The sequence below is a fragment of the Acidimicrobiales bacterium genome, from assembly GCA_016716005.1.
Lineage (GTDB): Bacteria > Actinomycetota > Acidimicrobiia > Acidimicrobiales > JADJXE01 > JADJXE01.
The window spans coordinates 690,190-715,785 of the sequence record JADJXE010000001.1 but is presented as its reverse complement, the minus strand read 5'-3'; the positions used below and the strand labels follow the sequence as shown (position 1 = coordinate 715,785).

General features: G+C 75.2%; 23 protein-coding genes. 15 read left to right on the top strand and 8 right to left on the bottom strand.

Going from position 1 to position 25,596, the window contains the following annotated elements:
* Complete coding sequence (locus IPM45_03475) at positions 1-1,011, bottom strand: Gfo/Idh/MocA family oxidoreductase (GenBank protein MBK9178633.1); 1,011 nt, start codon at positions 1,009-1,011, stop codon at positions 1-3.
* Between the two features lie 55 nt (positions 1,012-1,066).
* On the opposite strand from IPM45_03475, the gene IPM45_03470 reads away from it, so the two are divergent.
* Positions 1,067-2,446, top strand: a complete 1,380-nt coding sequence (locus tag IPM45_03470) for a LemA family protein (GenBank protein MBK9178632.1) — start codon at positions 1,067-1,069, stop codon at positions 2,444-2,446.
* Between the two features lie 84 nt (positions 2,447-2,530).
* Here the strand turns inward: IPM45_03470 and IPM45_03465 are convergent, their stop codons facing one another.
* Positions 2,531-3,133: a YbhB/YbcL family Raf kinase inhibitor-like protein gene (locus IPM45_03465; GenBank protein MBK9178631.1), complete on the bottom strand. Its 603-nt coding sequence runs from the start codon at positions 3,131-3,133 to the stop codon at positions 2,531-2,533.
* Between the two features lie 64 nt (positions 3,134-3,197).
* Between IPM45_03465 and IPM45_03460 the strand changes: the two genes are divergently transcribed.
* The 6 genes from IPM45_03460 (at position 3,198) to IPM45_03435 (ending at position 8,948) form a co-directional block, all read left to right on the top strand.
* Positions 3,198-4,118: a hypothetical protein gene (locus IPM45_03460; protein MBK9178630.1), complete on the top strand. Its 921-nt coding sequence runs from the start codon at positions 3,198-3,200 to the stop codon at positions 4,116-4,118.
* Positions 4,115-4,681: an RDD family protein gene (locus IPM45_03455; protein ID MBK9178629.1), complete on the top strand. Its 567-nt coding sequence runs from the start codon at positions 4,115-4,117 to the stop codon at positions 4,679-4,681. The genes IPM45_03460 and IPM45_03455 overlap by 4 nt, the downstream gene beginning before the upstream one ends.
* Before the next feature lie 48 nt (positions 4,682-4,729).
* Positions 4,730-5,890 carry an ABC transporter ATP-binding protein gene (locus IPM45_03450; GenBank protein MBK9178628.1) on the top strand — a complete coding sequence of 387 codons (1,161 nt, stop codon included), beginning with the start codon at positions 4,730-4,732 and terminating at the stop codon, positions 5,888-5,890.
* On the top strand, positions 5,887-7,128 hold the full coding sequence (locus IPM45_03445) for an extracellular solute-binding protein (GenBank protein MBK9178627.1): 1,242 nt from the start codon (positions 5,887-5,889) through the stop codon (positions 7,126-7,128). Before IPM45_03450 ends, IPM45_03445 begins: the two co-directional genes overlap by 4 nt.
* 64 nt (positions 7,129-7,192) lie before the next feature.
* Positions 7,193-8,122: an ABC transporter permease gene (locus IPM45_03440; protein ID MBK9178626.1), complete on the top strand. Its 930-nt coding sequence runs from the start codon at positions 7,193-7,195 to the stop codon at positions 8,120-8,122.
* A gap of 13 nt (positions 8,123-8,135) precedes the next feature.
* Positions 8,136-8,948, top strand: coding sequence for an ABC transporter permease (locus IPM45_03435; protein ID MBK9178625.1), 813 nt, complete (start codon positions 8,136-8,138; stop codon positions 8,946-8,948).
* 60 nt (positions 8,949-9,008) lie between these two features.
* Here the strand turns inward: IPM45_03435 and IPM45_03430 are convergent, their stop codons facing one another.
* A complete protein-coding gene (locus IPM45_03430) occupies positions 9,009-9,704 on the bottom strand; it encodes a DUF2510 domain-containing protein (protein MBK9178624.1) in 696 nt (231 codons plus the stop codon).
* A gap of 148 nt (positions 9,705-9,852) precedes the next feature.
* On the opposite strand from IPM45_03430, the gene IPM45_03425 reads away from it, so the two are divergent.
* The 7 genes from IPM45_03425 to IPM45_03395 are packed head-to-tail and all read left to right on the top strand — an operon-like array spanning position 9,853 to position 17,002.
* Positions 9,853-11,265: an ABC transporter substrate-binding protein gene (locus tag IPM45_03425; GenBank protein ID MBK9178623.1), complete on the top strand. Its 1,413-nt coding sequence runs from the start codon at positions 9,853-9,855 to the stop codon at positions 11,263-11,265.
* Positions 11,262-13,235, top strand: a complete 1,974-nt coding sequence (locus IPM45_03420) for an ABC transporter permease (protein ID MBK9178622.1) — start codon at positions 11,262-11,264, stop codon at positions 13,233-13,235. Before IPM45_03425 ends, IPM45_03420 begins: the two co-directional genes overlap by 4 nt.
* Before the next feature lie 44 nt (positions 13,236-13,279).
* Positions 13,280-14,014: an ABC transporter ATP-binding protein gene (locus tag IPM45_03415; protein ID MBK9178621.1), complete on the top strand. Its 735-nt coding sequence runs from the start codon at positions 13,280-13,282 to the stop codon at positions 14,012-14,014.
* Position 14,015: 1 nt separating this feature from the next.
* Positions 14,016-14,720 carry an ATP-binding cassette domain-containing protein gene (locus IPM45_03410; protein MBK9178620.1) on the top strand — a complete coding sequence of 235 codons (705 nt, stop codon included), beginning with the start codon at positions 14,016-14,018 and terminating at the stop codon, positions 14,718-14,720.
* A complete protein-coding gene (locus IPM45_03405; GenBank protein MBK9178619.1) occupies positions 14,717-15,124 on the top strand; it encodes a hypothetical protein in 408 nt (135 codons plus the stop codon). The genes IPM45_03410 and IPM45_03405 overlap by 4 nt, the downstream gene beginning before the upstream one ends.
* Positions 15,125-15,182: 58 nt before the next feature.
* On the top strand, positions 15,183-16,139 hold the full coding sequence (locus IPM45_03400) for an aromatic ring-hydroxylating dioxygenase subunit alpha (protein ID MBK9178618.1): 957 nt from the start codon (positions 15,183-15,185) through the stop codon (positions 16,137-16,139).
* Positions 16,139-17,002, top strand: coding sequence for an amidohydrolase family protein (locus IPM45_03395; GenBank protein MBK9178617.1), 864 nt, complete (start codon positions 16,139-16,141; stop codon positions 17,000-17,002). Before IPM45_03400 ends, IPM45_03395 begins: the two co-directional genes overlap by 1 nt.
* 100 nt (positions 17,003-17,102) lie before the next feature.
* On the opposite strand, the gene cydC is transcribed toward IPM45_03395, so the two are convergent.
* Genes cydC through IPM45_03375 form a run of 4 tightly spaced genes read right to left on the bottom strand, consistent with a single transcriptional unit; the run spans position 17,103 to position 23,101 of the window.
* Positions 17,103-18,905: a thiol reductant ABC exporter subunit CydC gene (gene cydC / locus IPM45_03390; GenBank protein ID MBK9178616.1), complete on the bottom strand. Its 1,803-nt coding sequence runs from the start codon at positions 18,903-18,905 to the stop codon at positions 17,103-17,105.
* Positions 18,902-20,578 carry a thiol reductant ABC exporter subunit CydD gene (gene cydD, locus IPM45_03385; GenBank protein MBK9178615.1) on the bottom strand — a complete coding sequence of 559 codons (1,677 nt, stop codon included), beginning with the start codon at positions 20,576-20,578 and terminating at the stop codon, positions 18,902-18,904. The genes cydC and cydD overlap by 4 nt, the downstream gene beginning before the upstream one ends.
* A gap of 11 nt (positions 20,579-20,589) precedes the next feature.
* The gene (gene cydB, locus IPM45_03380) at positions 20,590-21,696 is read right to left on the bottom strand and encodes a cytochrome d ubiquinol oxidase subunit II (GenBank protein ID MBK9178614.1); all 1,107 of its coding nucleotides are present in this window, start codon (positions 21,694-21,696) and stop codon (positions 20,590-20,592) included.
* A 10-nt stretch (positions 21,697-21,706) separates the two neighbouring features.
* Positions 21,707-23,101, bottom strand: a complete 1,395-nt coding sequence (locus IPM45_03375) for a cytochrome ubiquinol oxidase subunit I (GenBank protein MBK9178613.1) — start codon at positions 23,099-23,101, stop codon at positions 21,707-21,709.
* Between the two features lie 123 nt (positions 23,102-23,224).
* On the opposite strand from IPM45_03375, the gene IPM45_03370 reads away from it, so the two are divergent.
* The gene (locus IPM45_03370; protein MBK9178612.1) at positions 23,225-23,905 is read left to right on the top strand and encodes a DNA-3-methyladenine glycosylase 2 family protein; all 681 of its coding nucleotides are present in this window, start codon (positions 23,225-23,227) and stop codon (positions 23,903-23,905) included.
* A gap of 174 nt (positions 23,906-24,079) precedes the next feature.
* On the opposite strand, the gene IPM45_03365 is transcribed toward IPM45_03370, so the two are convergent.
* The gene (locus IPM45_03365; GenBank protein ID MBK9178611.1) at positions 24,080-25,456 is read right to left on the bottom strand and encodes an amidase; all 1,377 of its coding nucleotides are present in this window, start codon (positions 25,454-25,456) and stop codon (positions 24,080-24,082) included.
* Positions 25,457-25,596 lie beyond the last annotated feature (140 nt).

Below are 25,596 nucleotides of genomic sequence, written 5' to 3'. Positions count from 1 at the left end.
TCAGCGCCCGGCGGCGCTGGCGCTGATGCGCTCGATCACCCGGAGGTTCGCCACGCCGTCGGCCGGTGCGATCGGCACCGGGGTGCCGTCGAGCACCGCCCGGGCGAAGCGCTCGGCCTCGATCGCGTACTGGTCCGCCGGGGGCAGCGTGATCGCCTCCGTGGCCGGATCGACCGGCGGGTCGCCGCCGGCGGTGACCAGCACGCGGGTGGGGCGATCGGGCGGGATGTTGAACGGGATCTCGACGGAGATCCGCCCGGCCGAGCCGTACACGTGGACCCGCTGGTCGGGCTCGACCCGGGTGGAGCACGTGAACGTGGCGGTCCCCCGGGGGCCGAACTCGAGCACCGCGGAGGTCAGCACGTCGACCCCCGAGGCGGGGTCGCGGATCGACGAGGCCTCGACGCCCGTCGGCTCCCCGCCGAACAGCAGGCGCGACAGGTTCACCGGATAGCAGCCGATGTCGAGCAGGGCGCCGCCCCCGTACGAGGCGACGTTGCGGATGTTGCCGGGGTCGTCGTTGAAGTAGGAGAACCAGCTCTGGATGGCGGTGAGCTCACCGATGCGCCCGCTGTCGACCAGCTCGACAACCGTCTGCCACGACGGGTGGAGCCGGTACATGAACGCCTCCATCAGCAGCACGCCGGCGTCCTCGCAGGCCTCCACCATCCGCGCCGCCTCGGCGGACGTGACGGCGAGCGGCTTCTCGCACAGCACGTGCTTGCCGGCCCGCGCCGCCGCGATCGTCCACTGGGCGTGGAGGTGGTTGGGCAGCGGGACGTAGACCGCGTCCACCTCGGGGTCGGCGAGCAGGGCCTCGTAGGAACCGTGCGCCGTCGGGATGCCCAGTTCGGCGGCCGCCCGGCCGGCCCGGGCCCGGTCCCGGCTGGCGATGGCCACCACCACGCAGCTCGGGGCCGCGTGCATCCCGGGCACGACCTTCTGACGAGCGATCCTGGCCGTGGACAGGATCCCCCAGCGCAACCGCGCCGGCCCGGTGTGCACAGCCATCGCACGACAGTACCCACGGGGCGGGCGGCGCTCCCTCCGAGGCGAAGATGGGGCGATGAGCCCCCTGGTGGCGGTGGCGGCCGTCGCCCCGCCACAGGTGCTGGCCTCGTCGGAGTGGGAGTTCCTCCCGCTCGTGGTCTGCGCGTTCCTCTTCGTGGGCGGGCTCTGGCTGGGCCTGGTGTGGTGGCGCCGGCGCTGGGCGATCATCGACACGCCCACGTCGAAGGCCGCCGCCGCCTTCCTGGGCCGCTGCGAGGTGACCGGGGTGGTCCAGCCGGTGGGACCCGTCGTCAGCCCCCTCACGGGCGCGGCCTGCGCCCTGTGGAGGTTCGAGGTCCAGGAGCGGATCGTCACCAGGAACGGCCACAGCTGGGAGACACGCCATCAGGCGACCTCGATCGTCCCGTTCTGGATCACCGACGACTCCGGCTCGGTCCTGGTGCAGCCGGGCGGCGCCGACGTCACCTGGTCGCAGTCGAGCATCGAGGAGAACCCCGAGGTGGTGCTGGCCGCGCTCCACCAGGTGGCCGGCGCACCCGTGCCTGCCGAGGGACCCGACGGGCCCATCGCCTCCTGGCCCGGCACCTGGCGGGTGTCGGAGCACTGGATCGGCCAGGGCGAGCAGGTGTTCGCCATCGGCGGCACCCGGATGCGCGAGGACGGTGCGGTGGGGGTGGAGTTCGCGACCACCGCGCAGGGGGCCGACAACGGCGAGCTGGTGCTGATCGCCGGCGACGAGGAGAAGGCGCTGGGCCAGGCCGGCTGCTCGGCCTGGGGTGGGTTGACCGCCGCGGTGCTCGGCGCCGCCGGGCTGCCGTGGAGCGTCGGGCTGATCGCCACCCTGGAGGCCGACGCCCGCTGGCAGGGCAGCACCCTCGGCCTGTGGTCTGCGTCGCTGGCCGGCGGGCTGCTCCTCGTGCTGTGGGTGATGTGGCTGGCCCGCGTGTACAACCGCCTGGTCACCGTGCGGCACCAGGCCGAGCAGGCGTGGGCCCTCATCGAGGTGGCCACGCAGCGACGCACGGCCACCATCGAGCCCTTGGTGGCCGTGGTGCGGGGCTATGCCGCTCACGAGCTCGACACCTTGGAGCTCATCGGCCGGGCGCGGTCCACGCTCACCGGTGGGAGCCGCATGCCCACGTCGGCCCAGCTGGCCGAGGCGTCCCGGGCGCAGGGCGCGGCCGCCGTCGCCGATCGCCGGCTGCTGGAACTGGGCGAGGCGTACCCGCAGCTGAAGGCCGATCAGGTGTTCCTCCGCCTGTCCGGCGAGCTCCGCCGCCAGGAGAACCTGGTGGCCTACGCCCGCGGCTACTACAACGACGCCGTCGAGGTCCTGCGCACCCGGCGGGGCACGTTCCCGTACGTGTTCTTCGCTCCGCTCGTCCGCACACCCACCTTCGAGTACTTCGAGCTCACCGAGGCCACCACCGGCTGACCGGCCGCCGGTGGTCGGCGCGATGGCCGGCGGCGCGATGGCTGGCGGCGCGACGGCTGGCGGCGCGACGGCCCACCGCTCGGCTCAGCGAGTGAAGCGCGTGGCCAGCACGCCTCGGGCGATAGCGCTGCCGGCGATGGCGTCGAGCGTCTCGTCCACGGTCAAGGCCTCGGGAGCGGGCAGCGGCTCGCCCAGCGCGTACACGCTGAACACGTAGCGGTGCTCCTCGCCCTCGGGCGGGCAGGGGGGTGCGTAGCCGGGCTCGCCGCCGCTGTTCACCGCCGAGACCGCGTCCGGGGGGAGCTGGCCCTCGAGCAGGGCGGCCTCCGTGGGGTCGATCCCGGTGGCGATCCAGTGGACGTAGGTGCCGCCGGGCGCGTCGATGTCGTCGAGCACCACCGTCACCTCGGCCGTGCCCTCGGGGAGGTCGGTCCACTGCAACGGCGGGGAGAAGCCCGGGCCCTCGCAGGTGAACGGGAGGGCGAGGGGACCGCCGTCGGTGAGCACCGGGCTGGTCACGACGATGGTGTCGGGCACGCGGACCGCGGCCAGGGCATCGGCGGCCTCCGAGCCGGCCGGCGTGTCGTCGGAGCACCCGCCGGCCGCCAGGACGGCCAGCGCGATGCCGGCCGCGGCGGCGCGGCCCCGGCCCGCTCGACGGCGGGCGCGGGCTCCGGCGGTGCGCATGACGGGATCATGCCAGCCTCGATCCGTGCAGCCGGTCGCGCCCCGCCCTAGCGTGGCGTCGCACATGGACCGCGACGCCAGCCCGACCCCCACAGCCGACGGTGCCGCGCCGCTCGTCCCTGCGCTGGCCGATCTCTCCGAGCGGGCGACGCGCGCGGCCGTGGGGCTGGCCGCCCTGGCCGCGGACGCGCTGGTGGAGCTGCTCGGCGGCTCGGGCCCGGCCGACGCAGCGGGCCTGCCGGCCAGGCTGCCGAGGGCTGCGCTGGGGCTCGGGCTGCGGGCGCAGGAGGCCGCGCTCGTCGCGCTGGCCGCCGCCGAGCGGCGGCTCGCAGCGGTCGCCGGGGTGCTGGCCAGCCCGGTGCCGATCCGTGCCCTGCTGGATCGGGCGGGCCGGCCCGTGGTGGCGCTGGACGACGCCGGGAGCGCCGCCCTCGCCCGCGATCGGGCCGCTGCCGCGGCCCTCTTGCGCGATGCGGTCCGCCGGGCGGTCGAGGCTGCGCTCGACGAGATCGACCTCGACGCCATCGTGGCTCGCGTCGACATCGACAAGATCGTCGACCGGCTGGACCTGAACCGGATCATCGCGGAGCGGGTCGACGTGAACGCCGTCGTGGATCTGCTCGACCTGAACCAGATCGTGGCGGAGCGCGTCGACCTGAACGCCATCATCGGACTGGTCGACTTCGACCAGGTGCTCGACCGGCTCGACTTCAACCGGATCGTCACCACGCGGGTCGACCTGGCCGGGATCGCGACCGATGTCGTCGACGAGATCGAGCTGCCGGCGCTGGTGCGCAGCTCGTCGAGCACGCTGGCGTCGGAGACCCTCGACGCGGTGCGGGCCCAGGGCATCACCGTCGACGAGTTCGTGGCGCACGTGGTCGACCGGATCCTGTTCCGCCGCCGGGCGCGGCGGCTCGAGCTGGGTGGGCCCATCGAGCGGCCAGCGCCTGCGCCTGCGCCGGCGGCCCAGGACGAGCGGTGACCTCCGCCGACGCGGCCCCTCACCCCGAGGACGCGCTGGGGCGCCGGGCCGGCATCGTCACCCGGGTGGCGGCCAACGCCCTCGACTGGTTCGTGGTGTTCGGCGTCTGGGTCACCGCCGTGCTGGGGTGGGAGCTGTTCTGGGCCCTGGTCACGGGAGGCAAGGTGGGCTTCAGCAGCCCGCCGGCGTGGGTGTCCGTGATCGGCGTGCCGCTGGTGCTGTTCGTCTATCTCGGGGGAGCGTGGGCCGCCACCGGCAAGACCCTCGGCAAGCAGCTGGTGGGGCTGCGCGTCCTGCGCGCCAGCGGGCAACGCCTCAAGCCCGGGAGGGCGTTCCTGCGGGCCGCGCTGTGCCTCTTCGTCCCGGGCACGCCCGGGCTGATGTGGGCGACGGTCAGCCGCAAGAACGCGTCGTGGCAGGATCTGATGCTGCGCACCGCCGTCGTCTACGACTGGCACCAGCGCGAGCCCTGGCTCGCAGGGCGCCGTGCCGTGGCGGTCGCCCGGCCCGCCCGCGAGGTGGCCGACGGGGCCGGGGTGGAGCCCGAGCGCCGCTCCGCCTGAGCACGGGCCCCCGGGCCCCCGGGCCCCGGCCCCCGGGCCCCGGGCCCGATGGCGCCACCGGGCGTTCGGTCTAGTGTTCCGGTCCGTTCACGGGGTCGGGGTCCGAAGGGGGTCGACGTGACCGAGGCACGCGGCGTCGCGGTGGCGGCGGGCGAGCGCGTCGGTGGCGTCCCCGCGGTCCAGCTGGTCGGGCTCCGCAAGACCTTCGGCGAGGTCGTCGCGGTCGCCGGCATCGACCTCGAGATCGCCGACGGCGAGTTCTTCTCGCTGCTCGGGCCCTCCGGCTCGGGGAAGACCTCGGTCCTGCGGATGGTGGCCGGCTTCGAGGAGCCCACCGCCGGGGCCGTGCTCCTCCATGGCCACGACGTCACCCGCCAGCCGCCCTACGAGCGGCCGGTGAACACCGTGTTCCAGGACTACGCGCTCTTCCCGCACCTGAGCGTGCAGCAGAACGTCGAGTACGGCCTGAGGGTGAAGCGGGTGGGGAAGGCCGAGCGGCGCCGCCGGGCGGGCGAGATGCTCGAGGTGGTCCGTCTCTCGGGCCTCGGCGACCGACGGCCCGGCCAGCTCTCCGGCGGCCAGCGCCAGCGGGTGGCCCTGGCCCGGGCCCTGGTGAACCACCCGCGCGTGCTGCTGCTCGACGAGCCCCTGGGCGCGCTCGACCTGAAGCTCCGCGAGGGCATGCAGGTGGAGCTCAAGGCGATCCAGCACGAGGTGGGTATCACCTTCGTGTTCGTCACGCACGACCAGGGCGAGGCCCTTTCCATGAGCGACCGGATCGCGGTGTTCAACCAGGGCCGCGTCGAGCAGGTCGGCGCCCCGCGCCAGATCTACGCGCACCCGGCCACCGCGTTCGTCGCCGGGTTCGTGGGCACGTCGAACCTGCTGGTGGGCGAGTTGGCCCAGCGGGTGCTCGGCCGGCCGGGCAGCTTCACCGTGCGCCCGGAGCGCATCCGGTTGCTCGCGGCGGGCGAGCAGCCCGGCGACGACGTGAGCGTCGAGGGCACCGTGCGCGACGTGCAGTACCTGGGGGCCGAGTCGAGGGTCCGCGTGCTGCTCGACGACGCCACCGAGCTAATCGCCAGCGTGTCCAGCGACGGGACCGCAGGCGCCACCCGGGTGGGCGACCGCGTCCGCCTGGCCTGGCCGCGATCCGCGGCCTTCCACGTCGCAGACCCGGTCACCGGACAGGAGGGGGAACACCGATGAGGTACGGCACGAGGCTCGTGGCGGTGCTCGCCGCAGGGGTGCTGGTCTTCGCCGCGTGTGGTGGCGACGACGACGACAGCGCCAGTGACACCACGACCGCGGAGACCGGCGGCGGGGCCACCGACACCACCGAGGCAGGGGGCGGGGCCGCCGGCGGCGAGATGCTCACCGAGCTGGGCGAGCCCGAGGGCGAGGTGAACCTGGTGGCGTGGGCCGGCTACGTGGAGGACGGCTCCACCGACCCGACCGTCGACTGGGTCACCGGCTTCGAGGAGGAGACCGGCTGCCAGGTGAACGTGAAGATCGGCAACACCTCCGACGAGATGGTGGAGCTCATGCAGTCGGGTGAGTACGACGGCGTCTCCGCCTCGGGTGACGCCACCCTGCGCCTCATCGCCGGCGGGGAGGTCGCGCCCGTGAACGTGGATCTCATCCCGAACTATGCCGACGTGTTCGAGGACCTGAAGCTGCAGCCCCACAACTCGGTCGACGGTGTGCCCTACGGGGTGCCCCACGGCCGGGGTGCCAACCTGCTCGTCTACAACACCCAGGCGGCGGGGGCCGAGACGCCCACCTCGTGGGGGGCGATGTGGGACGCCGAGGGCCCCTTCGCCGGCTCGATCAGCGTGTACGACTCGCCCATCTACATCGCCGACGCGGCCCTGTGGCTGATGGCGACCCAGCCCGACCTGGGCATCACCAACCCGTACGCCCTCGACCAGGAGCAGTTCGATGCGGCCGTCGCGCTGCTCGAGCAGCAGAAGGACATCGTCGGGCAGTACTGGTCGCTCTACACCGACCAGCAGGCCGCGCTCGAGCAGGGCACCGTGCTGGCCGGCACCACCTGGCAGGTGATCGTGAACCTGGCCCAGGCCAACGGCGCCACGATCGACGCGGTGAAGCCCCAAGAGGGGGCGACGGGCTGGTCGGACACCTGGATGATCTCGTCGCAGGCCCAGCACCCGAACTGCATGTACCTGTGGATGGACCACATCATCTCGCCCGAGGCCAACGCGGCCGTGGCCGAGTGGTTCGGCGAGGCGCCGTCGAACGAGCTCTCGTGCGACCTGACCGCCGACGAGGACCACTGCGCCACGTTCCACGCGGCCGACACCGCGTACTGGGAGGACGTCTGGTACTGGACCACTCCCGAGGAGACGTGCCTGGACGGCCGGACCGACGTGACGTGCGTCGGCTACACCGACTGGGTGAACGCCTGGAACCAGCTGCGGGCCTGACCCGCCCGGGGGTGTGGCCCAACCGGGGCCTCCCGGGGCCGGCCACACCCCCGCACCACCCCTGATGACCGCCCCGACCGCTGCCGCCGACGCGCCCGCTGCGCCGCCCTCGCCGGGCCCCACCCGGCGCATCGCGCGCGGGTTCAGCCGCCACCGCGGCCTCGGCCTCGGCGGCACCCTCGGGCCGCCGCTGGCCTGGCTGCTCGTCGTCTACGTGGGCTCGATCGCGATCCTGGTGGTGACCGCGTTCTTCACCCTGGACACGAGGTCGTTCCAGGTGACGGGCACCCCCACGCTCGAGAACGTCCACGAGGCGTTCACCGTGCCCGAGTACCGCACGGTGGTGCTCCGCAGCCTGGGCGTGGCCACGGCCGTGACGATCATCGACCTGCTCATCGCCCTGCCCATGGCCTTCTACATCGCCAAGATCGCCGCGCCCTGGGCCCGCCGGGCGCTCATCACCGCGGCCCTGCTCCCGCTGTGGGCCGGGTACCTGGTGAAGGGCTACGCCCTCAAGGCGGTGTTCCAGCCCGGCTCGGAGTTCGGCATCGACACCAGCGGCGGCGTGCTCGCCAGCACGATCGGCTGGACCCCGGGCACGGGGGTGCTGGCGGTCACGCTGGGCCTGGCCTACCTGTGGCTCCCCTACATGGTGCTGCCGATCTACGCCGGCCTCGAGCGGCTCCCCACGTCGCTGCTCGACGCGTCGGGCGACCTCGGGGCCAGGCCGGGGCGCACGATCCGGTCGGTGGTGCTGCCCATGCTGGTGCCGTCCATCGCAGCCGGGTCGATCTTCACGTTCTCGCTCGCCCTCGGCGACTACATCATCCCGGTGGTGCTCGGCGGCAAGACCCAGCTGATCGGCAACCTCATCGCCCGCACGATGCTCGCCCCCAACCAGCCCCTGGCGGCCGCCTTCACCCTCTGGCCGATCTTCATCATGATCGCCTACCTGGTCGTCATGAACCGCCTCGGGGCGTTCGAGAACCTGTGACCGGCGGCCGCTGATGCGCCTCTCGCAGCCCGCACGCTGGACCCTGCGGATCCTCGCCTGGCTCGGCCTGGTGGTGTCGTACCTGCCGCTGGCCGTGATCGTGGCGCTGAGCTTCAACACGGCCCGCTCCCTGTCGTGGCCGCCCCAGGGGTTCACCACGTCCTGGTGGTCGGAGACCCTCCGGATCGAGGGGCCCCGGCAGGCCTTCGCGACGTCGGTGAAGGTCGCCCTCCTCGCCACTCTCGTCGCCCTCGTGCTGGGCTCGCTGCTGGCCTTCGCCCTGCAGCGCTTCCGGTTCTTCGGCCGCGGCGCGGTGTCGTTCCTCGTGGTGCTGCCCATCGCCCTGCCCGGCATCGTGACCGCGGTGGCGCTGCGCAACTCCATGCTGCGGGTCGGCTTCCCGCTCGGGTTCTCGTCCGTCGTGATCGCCCACGCCACCTTCTGCGTGGTGATCGCCTACAACAACGTGATCGCCCGCCTGCGCCGTCTGTCGCCGAACCTCCAGGAGGCGTCGGCCGATCTCGGGGCCGACGGCTGGCAGACGTTCCGCTATGTGACGTTCCCGCTCATCCGGTCGGCGCTGCTGGCCGGGGGGCTGCTCGCCTTCGCGCTCAGCTTCGACGAGATCGTCGTCACCACGTTCACGGCCGGGGCCGGCGTCGAGACGCTGCCCCAGTGGATCTTCAGCAACATCAGCCGGCCGAACCGGGTGCCGAACGTGGCGGTGGCGTCGACCATCGTGATGGTGCTGTCGATCCCGGCCGCCTGGCTGGCGCAGCGCCTGAGCGAGGGCGAGACGCCCGGGGGCGCGGCGGCGATGCCGTAGGCGGTCGGGCGGGCGAGTGGGCGCCCCCCGGCCCCGGGCCCGCGGGTCACGCCCCCCGGGTCACGCGGCCGGACCGTTGCCCAGGTGGGGAGCGAGCGTGAGGAGGCGGGTGTGGTCTGTCCAGTGGCGGCCCGTCCACCAGCGCAGCGTGCCGACCGGCGAGAGCGGATCGGGGTCGCGGTACCAGCCGGGCTCGTGCTCGGGGTCGTCCTCGGCGGGCGCCGGGGCGTCGGGCGACGGATCGGCCAGCTCGCGTGCCACGTCGTCCCAGGTCGTCGCCGGCTCGCCCAGCAGGAGGTCGAGGTCGGCGGGGCCGCCCTCGGGGTCCCACGGACCCTCCGGCGGCGAGGCCGAGGTGTCGTGCCCCGGCTCGGGGGCGGCGTCGGCCAGCGCCGCCTCGATGAGCACCCGCTCCTCGGCGCCCCGCCGCTCGGCGTCGGCCAGGGAGGCCACGGCCAGCCGGTCGAGCCCCACGGTGACCTCCTCGACGACGTCGTCCAGGCGGGCCAGCAGGCGCTCGTGCTCGCGCCGCATCCGCTCCCGGTCCGCCTCGATCGTGGCCTGCAGCTCGGCCAGCTGGACGCCCCACTGGGCGAGCCGCTGCCCGACCTGTCCGTCGACCGCGACCACGATGCGGTGCACCAGGTCGTCGGCCGGCGGATGGCCGGTGTAGGAGGGTCGGGCCCCGGCGAGGCTGTCGAGCTGCCCGTTCCCCGTCGTCGGCGTCGTGTCCATCGTGTCCAGCGCCTGTTCCACGGGCGTCCCGTCGGCAGGCGGCGAGCCGGGTTGAGGGACGGGCCGGCCGCCGACGGCTCGGGGCCTCCGCCGGCGTCGGCACCGTGCCAGGCTGTCCGCGGTGCCGCGGGCGCCCGGCGCAGGGTCGGGCCCGGCCCAGGGAGGGTGCGTGGCTCGCACGGCGACGGGGGCGTGGGCGCCGCGGGCCGTGCTGGCTCTGGCCCTCGTGCTGGTGGCGGCGGCCTGCGGCCGCCCGGCCGGCCAGGTCGAGGACGCCGCTCCCGGTGGCCGTGCCGCCCCGGGTGCGCCGGCGGTGGGGTCGGCCGCGGCGCCGACCGGCGACTTCGGCGACCTGGCCGCCGTGTGCGGACCGGGTGACGCCAGCGGCGCCACCGACGTCGGGGTGAGCGACGACGCCATCCGGGTGGGCACGATCGCCGATCCCGGGTTCTCCGGTGCGCCCGGCACCAACCAGGAGCTGTTCGACACGGCCGAGGCCTTCGTGGGTTGGTGCAACGCCGCCGGGGGGATCCTGGGCCGGCGGCTCGAGGTCGACCTGCTCGACGCCCGCCTGGTGGAGTACCGGCCCCGCGTGCTGGAGGCGTGCGACCGGGACCTGGCGCTGGTCGGCGGCGGCGGGATCCTCGATGACACCGGCGTCGAGGCTCGGGTGGCGTGCGGCCTGCCCGACGTGAACGCCCTCACCGTCTCGCCCGCGGCGGCGGAGGCCGACCTGCTCGTGGAGGCGCTGCCCAACCCCAGCGACCAGTGGGGGGTGGGCATCTACCGGATGCTCCAGCAGGAGCACCCCGCCCTGCCGAGGCGCTTCGGGGTCCTGTGGTTCAACGCCCCGCAGGGCCGGTCGTACGCCGATCGCGCCGTCGCCGCCGTGGAGCAGCTGGGCTGGGACGTGGCCTACGCGGCCCCCTACAACCTGGCCGGCGAGGCCAACTGGGCGCCGTTCGTGCAGGCGATGCGTGACGCCGGCGTGACCATGTTCGAGTTCTTCGGCGAGCCCACCATGCTCGTCGCCCTCCAGCAGGCGATGGCCGACCAGGGCTGGTTCCCCGCCCTGACGGTGCTCGACGCCAGCCACTACAACGGCCGCTACGTCGAGCTGGGTGGCCGCAACGCCAGGGACACCTTCGTGTGGCTCCACTACCACCCGTTCGAGGAGGCCGATCGCCACGCCGCGACCCGCCAGTACCTCGACGTGCTCGCCCGCGAGGCGCCGGGCGCCAAGCCGAGCCATCTCGGCATGCAGGCCTGGTCGGCGTGGCTCCTGTTCGCCCGGTCGGCCGCCGCCTGCGGGTCCGAGCTCACCCGCGAGTGCCTGCTCGACCGGGCGCGGGCCGTCACCGGCTGGACCGGCGGCGGGCTGCACGTGCCGGTGGACCCGGCGTCGAGGCAGTGGCCCGACTGCGTGATGGTCCTGCAGGTGACCCCCGACGGCTACGTCCGCCGCCAGCCCCCCGGCGACGGCTTCGCCTGCGATCCCGCCTACGTGGTGTCGGTGGGCGATGCCGCGTGGGGGCCGGGTGGCCGGCCGGGCGGCGCCGCCGGCGCGGGGGCCGGGGGGTGAGCGACCTCCTCGCCTTCACCGTGCTCGGGCTGTCGGCCGCGGCCGTGTACGCCATCGCCGCCGGTGGTCTGGTGCTCACGTACGCCACCTCGGGGATCTTCAACTTCGCCCACGGCGCCATCGGGATGCTCGCCGCGTTCACGTACTGGCAGCTGCGCTACGGCTGGGGGTGGCCTGCGCCCCTGGCCGCGCTCGTCGTGATCGGCGTGCTCGCCCCCGCCTTCGGCGCGCTCCTCGAGCGGGTCGTGTTCCGAGGCCTCGAGACCGCCGCCGAGGTCACCAAGGTGGTCGTCTCGGTCGGGGTGCTGGTGGCCTGCGTGGGCCTGGCGTTCTGGTGCTGGCCCTCCGAGGCCCGGCCCTTCCCGCCGTTCTTCGGCGGCACCGTGGTCGACCTCGGGCCCGTGAACGTCACCGGGCACCAGCTGCTCACCCTGGTGGTGGCGGTGGTCGTCGCCGTGGGGCTGCGCCTCGCGCTCCACCGGCTGCGGGGCGGCGTGGCCATGCGGGCCGTGGTCGACCACCGCGAGCTCCTCCGCCTGTGCGGTGGCCGGCCCGACCGGTCGTCGATGCTCGGCTGGGCCCTGGGCTCCGCCCTGGCGGCCGTGGCAGGGATCCTCGTCGCCCCCGTCCTGCAGCTCTCCGTGATCCCGCTCACGCTCCTGGTGGTCAACGCCTACGCCGCCGCGGTGATCGGGCGGCTGCGCAGCCTGCCCCTGACCTTCGTCGGGGCGGTGGTGGTCGGCGTGGCCGAGGCCTACGCCATCGGGTACCTGCCCACCGACGTTCGCTGGCTCGGGGGCGTGCGCCCGGCCGTCCCGGTGATCGTCCTGTTCGTGGCGCTCCTCGTCCTGCCCCACGCGCGTCTGCGCCCGTCGGGAGCGCGGCGTCGGGCGTGGGTGCCGGCGCCCTCACCCGTCGCCGCCCTCGCCGCCGGAGCGGTGCTGGTGGCCGCGGCGGTCGCCCTGGGCGGCGTCCTGTCGCCGAGCGACTCCCTCCTCGTCGGCAGGGGCCTGGGGCTGGCCATCGTCGGGCTCTCCCTGGTGCCGCTCGTCGGGTGGGCCGGGCAGCTCTCGTTGTGCCAGATGAGCTTCGCCGCCGTCGGCGCCCTCGTCATGGCCCACGCCGGTGCCGACGGCCGGGCCGGGGGCCTCGTCCTGGCCTTCCTCGTCGCCGGCGCCGTCGGCGCCGTGGTGGCCCTCCCGGCGATCCGGCTGTCGGGCATCTACCTGGCCCTGGCCACGGCCGCCTTCGCGGTGCTGCTCGACCGCTGGGTCTTCACGATCCCCTCGGTCGGCGTCCTGGGCCGGCGTGTGCCCCTGTTCGAGAGCGGCACCGTCACGGTGGGTCGCCTCGACCTGCCGGGGGTCTCGTTCGAGTCGGAGCGGGCCCAGCTGGTGCTCCTGGCCCTGGTGTTCGCGCTGCTGGCGCTCGTGGTCGTGGTGCTGCGGCGGGGGCCGCTGGGCCGGGTGCTGCTGGCCGTGCAGGACAGCCCCGCGGCCTGCGCCACCCTCGGGCTGCGCCTCACCCTGACCAAGCTCGGGGTGTTCGCGCTGTCGGCCGGGATCGCCGGGGTGGGCGGTGCGCTGCTCGGCGGGCTCGCGGGCTCGGTCAGCGCCCAGACCTTCGGGTTCTTCGAGAGTCTGCCGGTGCTGCTGATGACGGCCGTCGGTGGGATCGGCGCGGTGAGCGGCGCGCTCGTCGGCGGGCTGGGGCTGGTCGTGTTCTCGCTGTTCGGCCGCCTCTCCGGTGCGTTCGATCCGCTGGTGGTGCTGCTCCCCGGGGTGGCCGCGGCGGGCCTCGCCCGCGACCCGCGCGGGGTGGTCGCCTGGGTCGTGGCCCGGTGGCGGGAGCTCGGGGGCGCGGCGGTCTGGGACGGCGCCGCTCGGGCCGCCGACGACCCCCTGGCCCTCGACGCCCTGCTGGCCGCGGGTGCCCCGGCGCTGGAGCGGGCCGTGGGGGAGGTGTCGTGACCGGCTCAGGGACCGGGACCGGGACCGGGACCGGGACGGTGCCGGTGCCGGTGCTCGACGTCGACGACGTCACGGTTCGCTTCGGCGGGCTGACCGCGCTCGACAACGTGAGCCTGGCGGCCGCGGGCGGCCGGGTCACGGGGCTGATCGGGCCGAACGGCGCCGGCAAGTCGACGCTGTTCGACGTGGTCACCGGGCTCCGACCGGCGGCGGGGGGCCGGGTGCGCCTGGGCGGGCGCGACCTGCGCGGGATGGGGCCGGGCCGGCGGGCGCGCCTCGGCCTGGCCCGCACCTTCCAGCGCCTCGAGCTGTTCGGCCTGCTCTCGGTGCGCGAGAACGTGCTGGTGGCGGCCGAGGCGCGGCGGCGCTGGACGCGAGACGGCAGCGACCCGGGCGACGTGGCCGACGCCTGCCTGGCGCGGCTCGGCCTGCGGGAGCTCGCCGGGGAGCCGGCCGACAACCTCCCGACCGGCCTGGCCCGGCTGGTCGAGGTGGCCCGCGCCCTGGCCTCCCGACCGCGGGTGCTGCTGCTCGACGAGCCCGCCTCGGGGCTGAGCGCAGCCGAGACGGGTGCGCTGACCCCGCTGCTGCGGTCGCTGGCCGCCGACGGGCTGGCGGTGGTCCTCGTCGAGCACGACGTCGGTCTGGTCGCCGAGGTGTGTGACGTGGTGCACGTGCTCGACGCGGGCCGGGTGCTCGCCAGCGGGCCGCCGGCCGAGGTGCGGGCCGACCCCCGGGTGATCGCCGCGTACCTCGGGCCCGCCGCGGGGGTGCGCTGAGGTGGCGGCGCCGCTGCTCGAGCTCCGGGGTGTGCACGCCGGCTACGGCCGCATCGAGGTGCTGCACGGGGTGGACCTGTCGGTGGCGGCGGGATCGGTCGTGGCCCTGCTGGGCCCGAACGGCGCGGGGAAGTCCACCCTGCTCCGCGTGGCCGCGCTGGCGCACCCCCTGACGAGGGGCGACGTGGTCGTCGGTGGCCGGGTGGTCACCGGCGCCCCGGCCGACGACCTGGCTCGAGCCGGCGTGTGCCTGGTGCCGGAGGGCCGCGGCGTCTTCCCCAACCTGACGGTGCGCGAGAACCTGCGGATGGCCACCTATGCGGGCACCCGGCTGGCGGCCGTCGAGGAGGTGGCCTACGCGCGCTTCCCCAGGCTGGCCGAGCGTCGCTCGCAGCCCGCGGGCTCGCTCTCGGGTGGCGAGCAGCAGCAGCTCGCCCTGGCGCGGGCCCTGGCCGTCGACCCCGCCGTGCTCCTGCTCGACGAGCTCTCGCTCGGGCTGGCGCCGCTGGTGGTCGACGAGCTGTACCGGACGGTCGCCGACGTGGCCGGCCGCGGCGTGGCCGTCGTGGCGGTGGAGCAGCTCGCCCACCTGGTGCTCGAGGTCGCCGACCACGTGGTGGTGCTGGCGGGCGGCCGGGTGGTGCGGGCGGGGCCCCCCGGCGACATCGGCGGCGAGCTGGCGGCGGCCTACCTGGGGGACGCATGAATCGGTCGGACGCCCCCGACGGCGACGAGCGGGCCGAGCGCCTGCGCCGCGACGTGGCTGCGGTGCGGCGGCGCGACCCCGTCTCGGGCCGCGAGCAGCTGCTCGCGGCGGTGGGCGTCGCCGCCATGCTCGGCGGCATCGCCGTCGGGATCGTGGCGGTGTCCGGCTCGCACGCCACCACCAACCCCCTCACCCAGCGCGACTACACGATCGTGGCCATCGTGGGCCTCACCGTGTCGGTGTGCGGCGCCGCCCTGTTCCTGCGGTACTCGCTGGCCCGGTTCGGCCGGCTGTGGCTGGCCCGCCTGCTCGTCGAGCAGCGGGCCCAGACCGATCGCCTGCTCGACGTCCGTCCGGCCGGCCCCGACGCCGACGCCCACGCCGAGGGACCCCCCGAGCCTTGACAGGGCGGGGAGGGGGCCGGAGACTCGCCCCGCTCGCAGCCCGACGCAGGTCAGGGGGATGTCGATGGGGCGCCGCTTCCCGTTCCCGATCCCGTACGGCTGGTACCACGTCGCCTATCCGGACGAGGTCGGGCCGGGCGACGTGCGCAGTGTCCACTGGTTCGGGCGCGACCTGGTGGTGTGGCGCGACGGCGACGGCGTCGTCCACACCCAGGACGCGATCTGCCCGCACCTCGGCGCGCACCTGGGCGTGGGCGGCAAGGTGGACCGGGGTTGCATCCGCTGCCCGTTCCACGGCTGGCGGTTCGGGGGCGACGGCGCCTGCGTGGAGATCCCGTACAGCGAGCGCCTGAACCGTCGGGCCCGGCTGGGGACCCATCCCACGGTGGAGCGCAACGGCTTCGTGATGGCCTGGTACCACCCCGGTGGGGCGGAGCCCCGCTGGGCGGTGCCCACCGTGGCCGAGCACGCCGATCCCGACTACACCGACTACCAGGTGTCGGCCCACACCATCGGCACCGTCATCCAGGAGATGGCGGAGAACGCCGTCGATCCCGCCCACTTCCGGTACGTGCACGGCACGGACCAGGTCGCCGAGGTGGAGGAGTACCGCACCGAGGGCCACACGTCGACGATGCTCTCGAGGCAGACCTACGTGACCCCCCGCGGGGTCATCGAGGGCCGCATCGACGCCTACAGCTTCGGGCCCGGCTTCTCGCTCACCCGGTTCAGCGGCATCATCGACGCCCTGCTGGTGGCCACCTCGACGCCCGTCGACGACGAGACCACGACGGTGCGGTTCCACTTCACGGTCCGCCGGCCCGCCTCGACGCTCTCCGAGGCGTTCGTCGCCGAGATCGACAGGCAGCTCGCCCAGGACATCCCCATCTGGGAGCACAAGGCGTACCTGCCGGTGCCGGCCCTGGCCGACACCGACGGCCCGGTCATGCGGTTCCGCCACTGGTTCTCGCAGTTCTACGAGGCCGGCGCACCGGCACCCGAGGGGGCCGGCTGATGGGGATGCCGACCGACCTCGGTGTGATCGACCTGATGGTCGGGATCCCGGACGGCTCCCGCGAGGAGTGGTACGCGTTCCTGCAGCCGGCGCTGAAGGACGCCGAGAGCCGCACGTCCCACTTCCCCGCCCAGTACCTCTTCCGCGACGTGCCCGACGACCCGATGGGTGCCGACTGGACCGCCTACGTGCTGGCCGAGCTCGACCGCCACGGCGTCGAGCGGGCCATGATCGGCTGGACGGGCGACGGCGGGGCGGCCGACCGGGCCCTGGCCGAGCACCCCGACCGGTTCTTCGGCTCGGTGTTCGTCGACCCCAACCAGGGGATGGAGGCCGTGCGGCGCATCCGGCGGGCGGTCGACGAGGCCGGCGTGAAGGCGGCGGAGCTGTTCCCCGCCGGCTGCGTGCCCCAGGTGCCGATCAACGACAAGCGGATGTACCCCGTGTACACGGTGTGCGCCGAGCTGGGGCTGCCCGTCACCGTGACCGCCGGCGTCCCCGGGCCGCGCGTGCCCTTCGAGTGCCAGCACCCGGGGCTCGTCGACGAGGTCTGCTACCACTTCCCCGAGCTCACGGTGGTGCTCAAGCACGGGTGCGAGCCCTGGGTCGACCTGGCCGTGAAGCTGCTGCTCAAGTGGCCCAACCTCTACTACGCCACGTCGGCGTTCGCCCCCAGGCACTACCCGGCCGAGATCGTGCGGTACGCGAACACCCGGGGCGCCCACAAGGTCCTGTACGCCGGTTACTTCCCCATGGGCCTGTCGCTCGAGCGCATCTTCCGCGAGCTCCCCGACGTGGGGTTCCGCGACGAGGTGTGGCCCGGCTTCCTGCGGGACAACGCGATCCGCGTGTTCGGGCTCTGACCCGCGACGCCGACGCACGGCACGGTGCCGGGCACCTCCGGCGAGCCGCCGCCGACGGGGTCGGCCACGCCGTCCACGGCGCCGGGTGCCCTCGACGCCCTCATACCCCCGACGTCGAGGCGGGCCGGTCGGCGCCCTCCCGGCCGTGAGCTCGGGGGGCGGGGCCGATCCGGCCGCCCCGGAGCTCGAGGATGCGGTCGACGAGGGCGAGGCCCTCGGAGCGGTGGGTCACGAGCAGCACCGATCGGCCGTCGGCGCGCGCGGCGTCCAGCGCCCCGGCCACCAGGGCCTCGGCCGTGGCCGGGTCGAGGTGGGCGGTTGGTTCGTCCAGGACGAGCACGCCGGCGTCGGTGAGCAGGGCCCGGGCGATCGTGAGCCGCTGGCGTTGACCGCCCGACAGGGCGTCGCCGCCCTCGCCCACGAAGGTGTCGAGCCCGTCCGGGAGCGCCGCCACCCAGTCGCCCAGCCGGGCGCGCCGCAGGGCGTCGGTGAGCTGGGCGTCGGTGGCGTCGGGCCGGGCCAGGGCCAGGTTCGCCCGGATGGTGCTGGTGAACACGTGGGCGTCCTGGCCGGCCACGGCGACCGCTCGGCGCACGTCGTGCTGGCGGAGCTCTCGCAGGTCCCGGTCGGCGAGGCGCACGGCGCCGTCCACCGGGTCGAGGAAGCGCAGCAGCAGGGTGACCACCGTGGTCTTCCCGGCACCGCTCCGACCGGTCAGGGCCACCTGGTCGCCCGGGGCGACGGCCAGGTCGGCGTGGTCGAGCACCAGGGGCGGCGCCACGGTGGCGTCCTCGTCGGGCGGGGTGGGGTAGCGGGCCGCCACCGCGTCGAGGGCCGCGGCCGGCCGCGGCGGCGGTGCCGGCCGGGGGTCGGGCGGGTCGGTGACGGCCGGTTCGGCGTCGAGGAGGGGCAGGAGGCGTCGGCCGGACGTGACGCAGCCGGCCATGGCCAGGGCGGCCGCCGGCAGGGGCACCAGGGCCTCGAAGGCACCGAGCGCCAGGAGGGCGAGCAGGGCGACGCGGGTGCGGTCGAGGTCGCCGGCGGCGGCTCCGGCCACGGCCACGGCCAGGACGGCGACCGTCGTGGCGCCGGCGCCCAGCAGGAGCACGCCGTCGGCCAGCCCGCTGGCCCACGCCCCCCGGCGGGCGAGGGCGCCCAGCTCGGCGTCGCTGTCCCGCACCCGGCGGATGGCCTCGTCCTCCCGGCCGTACACGGCCAGCTCCGGAGCCCCCTGGAGGGACTCGACCAGCTCGGCGGTGAGCGCGGCGCGAAGCGGCGCCTGGGCCCGGCCGGGTCGCCGGCCCAGGGGTGCGGCCACGGCGGCCACGGCCGCAGCGGTGAGCGCCATCCCGGCCAGCAGCACCGCCCCGGCCGCCGGCAGGAACGCGGCCGCCACCGCCGAGGCGCCGAGCGTGACCACCAGGGCCACCAGCGGGGGTGCCAGACCGCGGAGGTAGAGCTGCTGCAGGTCGTCGACGTCGCCGACGAAGCGGGCGAGCAGCTCGCCCCGGCGCAGAGGCGGGAGCCCCACCGGCGCCAGCGGCTCGATCCGCTCCCACACCCGCACGCGGATCCGGCCGAGCACGCGGAACGCCAGGTCGTGCGTCGCCAGGCGCTCGAGGTACCGGGCGAGCGGGCGGGCCAGGCCGAACGCCCGCACCAGCACGATGGTCACGAAGAGCGACAGGATCGGCGGCTGCTCGGCCGCCCGCGAGATCAGGTAGCCCGACGTGGCCAGCAGGCCGGCCGAGCAGGCCACGCTGGCCACCCCGAGGGCGACGGCCAGGGCCAGGCGGGCGCGGGGCACGCCGGCCAGGCGCACGAGCCGCCGCAGCACGGCCGGCGCCGACCGGGCCTGGCGGGCCCCGGTCGGCGGGGCGCCGTCGCCGCGCCGGGCGCTCACGGCGCCACCCCGTGGGCCAGGTGGAGCCGCCCGCCCTCCAGGCGCAGCACCCGGTCGGCCGTGCGGGCCAGCTCGTCGCGGTGCGCCAGCACCACGACGGTGCGCGAGGCGCCCAGGCGGCCCACCGCCGCGGCCACGACAGCCGCGCCGGCGGGGTCGAGGTCGGCGGTCGGCTCGTCGAGGATCACGAGGGACGCGTCGCGCAGGAAGGCTCGGGCGAGGGCGATGCGCCGGCGCTCGCCCGTGGACAGCGGGCGGCCGCCCTCGCCGACTCGGGTCTGGTAGCCGTCGGGCAGCTCGTCGATGAACCCGGCGGCCCCGGAGGCCCGGGCGGCCGCCGCCACTCGCTCCGGCGACGCGCCGGGATCGCCCAGCCGGATGTTGTCGGCCACCGTCCCGGCGAACAGGGTGGGGTGCTGGGGCACCCAGGCCAGGTGGCGCCGCCAACCGGCCGGGTCGCACTCGGACAGGTCGACCCCTCCGGCGGTCACCCGGCCGGCCGACGGGGCGGCCAGCAGCAGCAGCAGCGACGCCAGGGTGCTCTTGCCGGCGCCGCTCGCGCCCACGATGGCCACCGTCTCGCCCGGCCGCAGCTCGAGGTCGACGGACTCGAGCACCGGCGCGGGGCGTGACGGGTAGGTGAAGGCCACCCCCTCGAGGCGCACCGCGCACCCGTGCGGAGCGGGCGCCGGCCGGGTGGGCGGCGTGCGGCGCGGGGCGGTGCCGTCGCCGATCAGGTCGAGGATGCGTCCGGCCGCGGCCAGTCCGTCGGCGGCGTCGTGGAACCGGGCGCCGACGGCTCGGATCGGCGCGTACAGCTCGGGGGTGAGCAGCAGCACGGTGAGGGCGGCCTCGAACCCCACGCGGCCGCCGACCAGCCGGACGCCGAGGGCCACCGCGACGAGTGCGGTGGCCAGGGTGGCCGCCAGGTCGAGCACCGCGCCCGAGAGGAACGACCACCGCAGGGTGGCCATGGTGGTCCGGCGGTACTCGTCGGTGACGGCGGCGATCCGCTCCGTCTGGGCCTCACCCCGGTTGAAGGCCCGCAGGGTCGCCAGGCCGGTCACCACGTCCAGGAAGTGGGTGGAGAGGCGGGCGAGGGCCTCCCACCTCGCCCTCGTCCGCGCCTCGGTCGCCCGGCCGACCAGCACGAGGAACACGGGGACCAGCGGCAGGGTGAGCAGCATGATCACCGCCGACTGCAGGTCGATCGTGGCGGTCAGCACCAGCACCACCGGCGGCACGAGCAGAGCCAGGGCGAGCTGGGGGAGGTAGCGGGCGAAGTAGGCCTCGAGGGCGTCGACGCCCTGGACGGCGGCGGCGGCCACCTCGGCGCTGGCCGCGCCGTCCAACGCCGCCGGCCGCTCGCGCAGGCGCCGCTCCACCAGCGCGCCACGCAGGGACGTCAGCACCGCGCCGGCGGCGGCGCGGCCCGCCACGGCCACGCCCCAGGTGCACAGACTCCGGCCGCCCACCACCGCCAGCAGCGCCCACAGCTCGGGTGCCACGTCGGCGACGGCCTCGCCGGCGAAGGCCCCGGCGACCACCCGGGCCAGCAGCACCGCCTGAGCGAGGAGGAGGACCGTGGTCGCCAGCCCGAGCCCGACGTCGAGGGCGAGGGCGAGCCGCGCCGCTCGGGCGTGGTGGAGCAGCCGCGGGTCGAACGGCCGCACGGCGGAGGGTGTCAGTCGGCCGGCGACGGGGACACGCCGGACGTGGGCGCGTCGGGCCCGCCGCCGTCCGGCGCGCCGCCGGCGGGTGCGCGCCGGTCGAGGGCGTCGAGCGGCGTGCGCACCCCCTCGAGGTCGGCCCGGGTGACGCGGGCGCGGAACACCCAGTACGTCCAGCCCTGGTACAGCAGCACGACGGGGAGGAACACCACGGCCACGATCGTCATGACGGTGAGCGAGTAGGAGCCGGCCGCGGCGCCGGCCACCGTGAGGTTGTACGCCTCGTCGGTGCTGGAGACCATCACGTTCGGGTACAGGTCGACGAAGAACGTGGCGACGGTGAGGGCGATGGCCACGCTGGTGGCGGTGAAGGCCCAGCCGAAGCGCTCGTCGCGCACCAGCACGGCCGCGGCGAACAGCAGGAGGAGCGAGAGCACCGGCGCCGGGCCCGGCAGCACGCCCCTGCCGGCCACGACGTGGGTCCACACGCCGAACAGCAGGGTCACCACCGCGGTGAGCAGCCCCAGGCGCAGGGCGATCCGCTCGGCCCGCCGCCGCACCTCGCCGTCGGTGCGCAGGCCCAGGTAGCTCGCCCCGTGGAACGCGCACAGCAGGGTGAGGGTGACGCCCGCGGCCAGGGCGTAGGGGTTGAGGAGCGTGAAGAACGTCCCGGTGAAGTTGCCGGCCTCGTCGATGGGCACGCCGCGGACCAGGTTGGCCAGGGCCACGCCCCACAGGAACGGGGCGAGGGCGCTGCAGACCGCGAGGATGACGTCCCACGTGCCCCGCCACCGCGTGTTCGGCGACTTGCTGCGGAACTCGAAGGCCACGCCCCGCAGGATCAGCACCACCAGCACCAGCACCAGGGCGACGTAGAAGCCCGAGAACATGGTGGCGTACCAGTCGGGGAAGGCCGCGAACATGGCTGCGCCCGCGGTGATCACCCACACCTCGTTGCCGTCCCAGAGCGGGCCGATGGTGTTGATGGCGACCCGGCGGTCGACGTCGTCGGTGCCGACGATCGGCGCCAGCATCCCCACGCCGAAGTCGAAGCCTTCGAGCACGAAGTAGCCGGTCCAGAGCAGGGCGACGATGACGAACCAGAAGACCTCGAGGCCCATCCCCACCCCCTCAGTAGCTCATGGCCGGCACGGGCGCGCCGGTGGACTCGTCGTGGGGCACCTCGGGCGCCCCGCGGCGCGCGTACCGGGTGAGGAGGACGGCCTCGAGCACGGCGAGCACCGCGTAGAGCGCGAAGAACACGCCGAGGCTGAGGGCGATCTGGAACGTGGTGAGCGTGGGCGACACCGCGTCGGTGGTCTGCTGCAGCCCGTACACGATCCAGGGCTGCCGCCCGACCTCGGTGAGCACCCAGCCCGCGGTGTTCATGAGGAAGGGCAGGGCCACGGCCGCCACCGCGATCCGGGGGAACCAGCGTGCGGCGGCGAGGGTGCGCCGGTGGAGCAGCCACAGCCCCCACGCGGCCAGAGCGGCTGCGACCGTGGCGAGGTAGGCCATCGCGCGCATGGCCCAGAACGAGACGAACACGTTGGGGATGTAGTCGCCGGGCCCGTACTCCTGCTCGTACTGGGCCTGCAGCTGGTTCAGGCCGACGACCTCGCCGTCCCAGGAGTTGGTGGCGAGGATCGACAGCAGGTGCGGGATCTCGATGTCGAACGACGGGTCGGGGTCGCTCGGTGACCAGCCGCCGACCTGGAAGAGGGTGAACGAGGCCGGCTGCTCGGTGTTCCACAGGGCCTCGGCGGCTGCGATCTTCATGGGCTGGTACGTGCCGAGGACCACCCCCAGCCCGCTTCCCACCACGGCCGCCAGCAGGGCCGAGGGCAGCAGCACCCAGAGGGAGAGGGCGGCCGAGCGGGCGTACAGCTCCGGGTCGGAGCGCCGCCGCAGGTGCCAGGCCGACACCGCCAGCATCACCATCGAGCCGGTGACCAGCGAGGCGAGGATGACGTGGGCGTAGGCCCACAGCTGGAAGCTGCTGGTGAGCACCGCCCAGATGTCGGTGAGCCGGGCCTTGTCGGCGGCCTGGTCGAGCGAGTAGCCCACCGGCCGCTGCATCCAGGAGTTGGCGGCCATGATGAAGTACGCGCTGAGCGCGGCACCGATGGCGACGGCCCAGATGCAGGCCAGGTGCACGCGCTTCGACAGGCGGTTCCAGCCGAAGAGCCACAGGCCGAGGAACGTCGACTCCAGGAAGAAGGCGGCCAGGCCCTCCATGGCGAGCGGCGCGCCGAAGACGTCGCCCACGAAGCGCGAGTAGCTGGCCCAGTCCATGCCGAACTGGAACTCCTGCACGAGCCCGGTGACGACACCCACCGCGATGTTGATGACCAGCAGCGTGCCGAAGAAGCGCGTGAGCCGCAGGTGGGCCTCGTCGCCTCCCCGGTGCCAGGCGGTCTGCAGCAGGGCGACCAGGAACGACAGCCCGATCGTGACGGGGACGAACAGGAAGTGGAAGATCGAGGTGCTGGCGAACTGGAGGCGAGCCAGGTCGAGCGTGCTCACCGGCTCGCCTCCCGGCCCGGTGCCACCCGGGTCTTCGGGGGGTGCCTCTCCACCAGGCCAATCCTGGCACAGGGGGGGATCCGGCCGGTGGCCCGGCACCCCGGGTGGGTACCGTTCGATGCCGTGGCTCCCAGCCGTGCGCCCCGTTCCGCCGTCGCCACCGCCGAGGCCGCGCTGGCCGCCGCCGATCCCGTGCTGGCCGGTCTGGTGGAGCGGGCCGGCCCGTGTCGGCTCCCCTCCCGCCGGCCGGCCGCGACCGACTTCGCCTCGCTGGCCGAGTCGATCCTCTACCAGCAGCTGCACGGTCGCGCGGCCGCGGCGATCCACGCCCGGTTCGTGGGGCTGGTGGGCGGTGCGGTCACGCCCGCGTCGGTGCGGCGGGTGCCGGTCGAGGCGCTGCGCGCCGCCGGGCTGTCGAGGGCCAAGGCGACGGCCGTCCACGACCTGGCCGCGAAGGTCGACGACGGCACGGTGCTGCTCGACGGCATCGGCCGCTGCCCCGACGACGAGGTGGTGCGGCGGCTCGTGCAGGTGTGGGGGATCGGGCGCTGGACGGCCGAGATGTTCCTCATGTTCCAGCTGGGCCGGCTCGACGTCTGGCCGGTCGACGACTTCGGCGTGCGCACCGGCTACCGCGTCGCCTGGGGGCTGCCCGACCTGCCCGCACCCCGCGCGCTGGACGAGCTGGGCGAGCGCTACCGGCCGTACCGGTCGGTGGTGGCCTGGTACTGCTGGCGTGTGGTCGACACGGCGCTGCCGGGGGGCTCGGCGGCGCCCGACGACATCGCGGCGCCCGGGGGATGATCGGGCCGACGGCCGTCGCGTGGGGCGCCCGTCGCGTGGGGCGCCCGTCGCCCGTCGCCGCTCGGGCGTGCTGACGTGGCCGAGGTGCTCGACGCCCGCGACCGGCCCGCCCACCGCTTCTTCCGCACGGCCCGTTGAGCGCGGGCTCGATCCGGCCCGAGGGGCCGACGGCGGTCAGCCTGGTTCCACCTCGGCCGGCGCGGCCGGCTGCCCGGCCACGGCCTCGATCCAGGCCGCGTGGCCGAGCACCGCGACGTCGTGGCCCCGGCGGCCGACCACCTGCACCCCCACCGGCAGCCCGTCGACCCGGTCGACCGGCACGACGGCGGTGGGCACGCCCACCAGGCTGAACAGGACGGTCAGGCGCAGGAAGGCGGTCCGATGGGACGTGGTGCCGGTCTCCAGCTCCACCTCGACCGCCCCCCGCAGCGGGGCCGGCACCGGCGTGGCCGGCAGCACCAGCACGTCGACGCCCTCCATGGCCGCGACCAGCTCGTCGAGCAGCCGCCGGCGCTGCCGCAGGGCCTCGAGGTAGTCGACCGCCCGGACGTCGAGGCCCTCGCGGAGCACTGCCCGCACCGGGTCGCTGAACGAGTCGGGCTCGGTCTCGACCGCCCGACGGTGCACGTGGGCGGCCTCGGACCGCAGGAGGGGCAGGTACGTGGCGACCGCCCCGCCCAGGGACGGCCCGTCGACCGGGTGGACGTCGGCGCCAGCGCCGGCGAGGGCCTCGAGCAGGCGCTCGTAGCTGGCCCGCACCCCCGACGACAGGGTGCCCTGGAGCGGCCCGAGGGGAGCGCCCACCACCGGCGGTCGGAGATCGGCCGCCACGGGCGGGGTCACCGCCCGGCCGGCGAGCACCCCGAACACCGTCGCCGCGTCGGGCACGCTGCGGGTGATCGGGCCGGCGTGGTCGCAGGTGGCGCAGAGGGGGAGCGCCCCGTCGAGGGGCACCGCCCCGAGGGTGGGCTTGAAGCCGACGACCCCGCACAGGGCCGCAGGGATGCGGATCGAGCCTGCGGTGTCGCTGGCCAGCGAGGCCCAGCCCACCCCGGTGGCGACGGCCACGGCCGAGCCGCTGCTCGATCCGCCCGCCTGCCGGCGCCGGTCGTGCGGGTTGTGGACGTCGCCGGTCCAGGGGTTCTCGCCGGTGATGCCGAGGGCCACCTCGTGGAGGTTCGTCTTGCCGAGGATGACGGCCCCGGCGTCGCGGAGACGACCGACCGCCGTGGCCTCGTGCCGGCCGAGGCGGGGGAGCGGGGCCCGGGTGCCGCAGCCGGTGGGCAGCCCCTCGACGACGAACAGGTCCTTCACCGTCACCGGGACGCCGTGGAGCGGGCCACGGATCCGTCCCTGGTGGGCCTCGTCGGCCCGCTCCTCGGCGGCGAGCAGGGCGCCCTCGGCGTCCACGTGGGCCAGGGAGTTCAGGGCGTCGACCCGTGCTGCCCGGGCCAGCGCGGCCTCGAGCAGGTCGACCGGCGAGACGTCGCCGGCGCGCACCGCGGCCGCCACGTCGAGGAGGGATCGGTCGAGGAGGGGCGTCGGGGTCACGGCGCCGACGCCCGGGCGAGCGGGGCGGCATCGTCGGAGGGGAGGGCGGCGCGACGGGCGCGCACCGGTGCGACCTCCACGAGCGTGACGCGGGCACCGGTCATCGGGGGGAGTCTCGCAGCACGGGCCCGGCGAGCGGG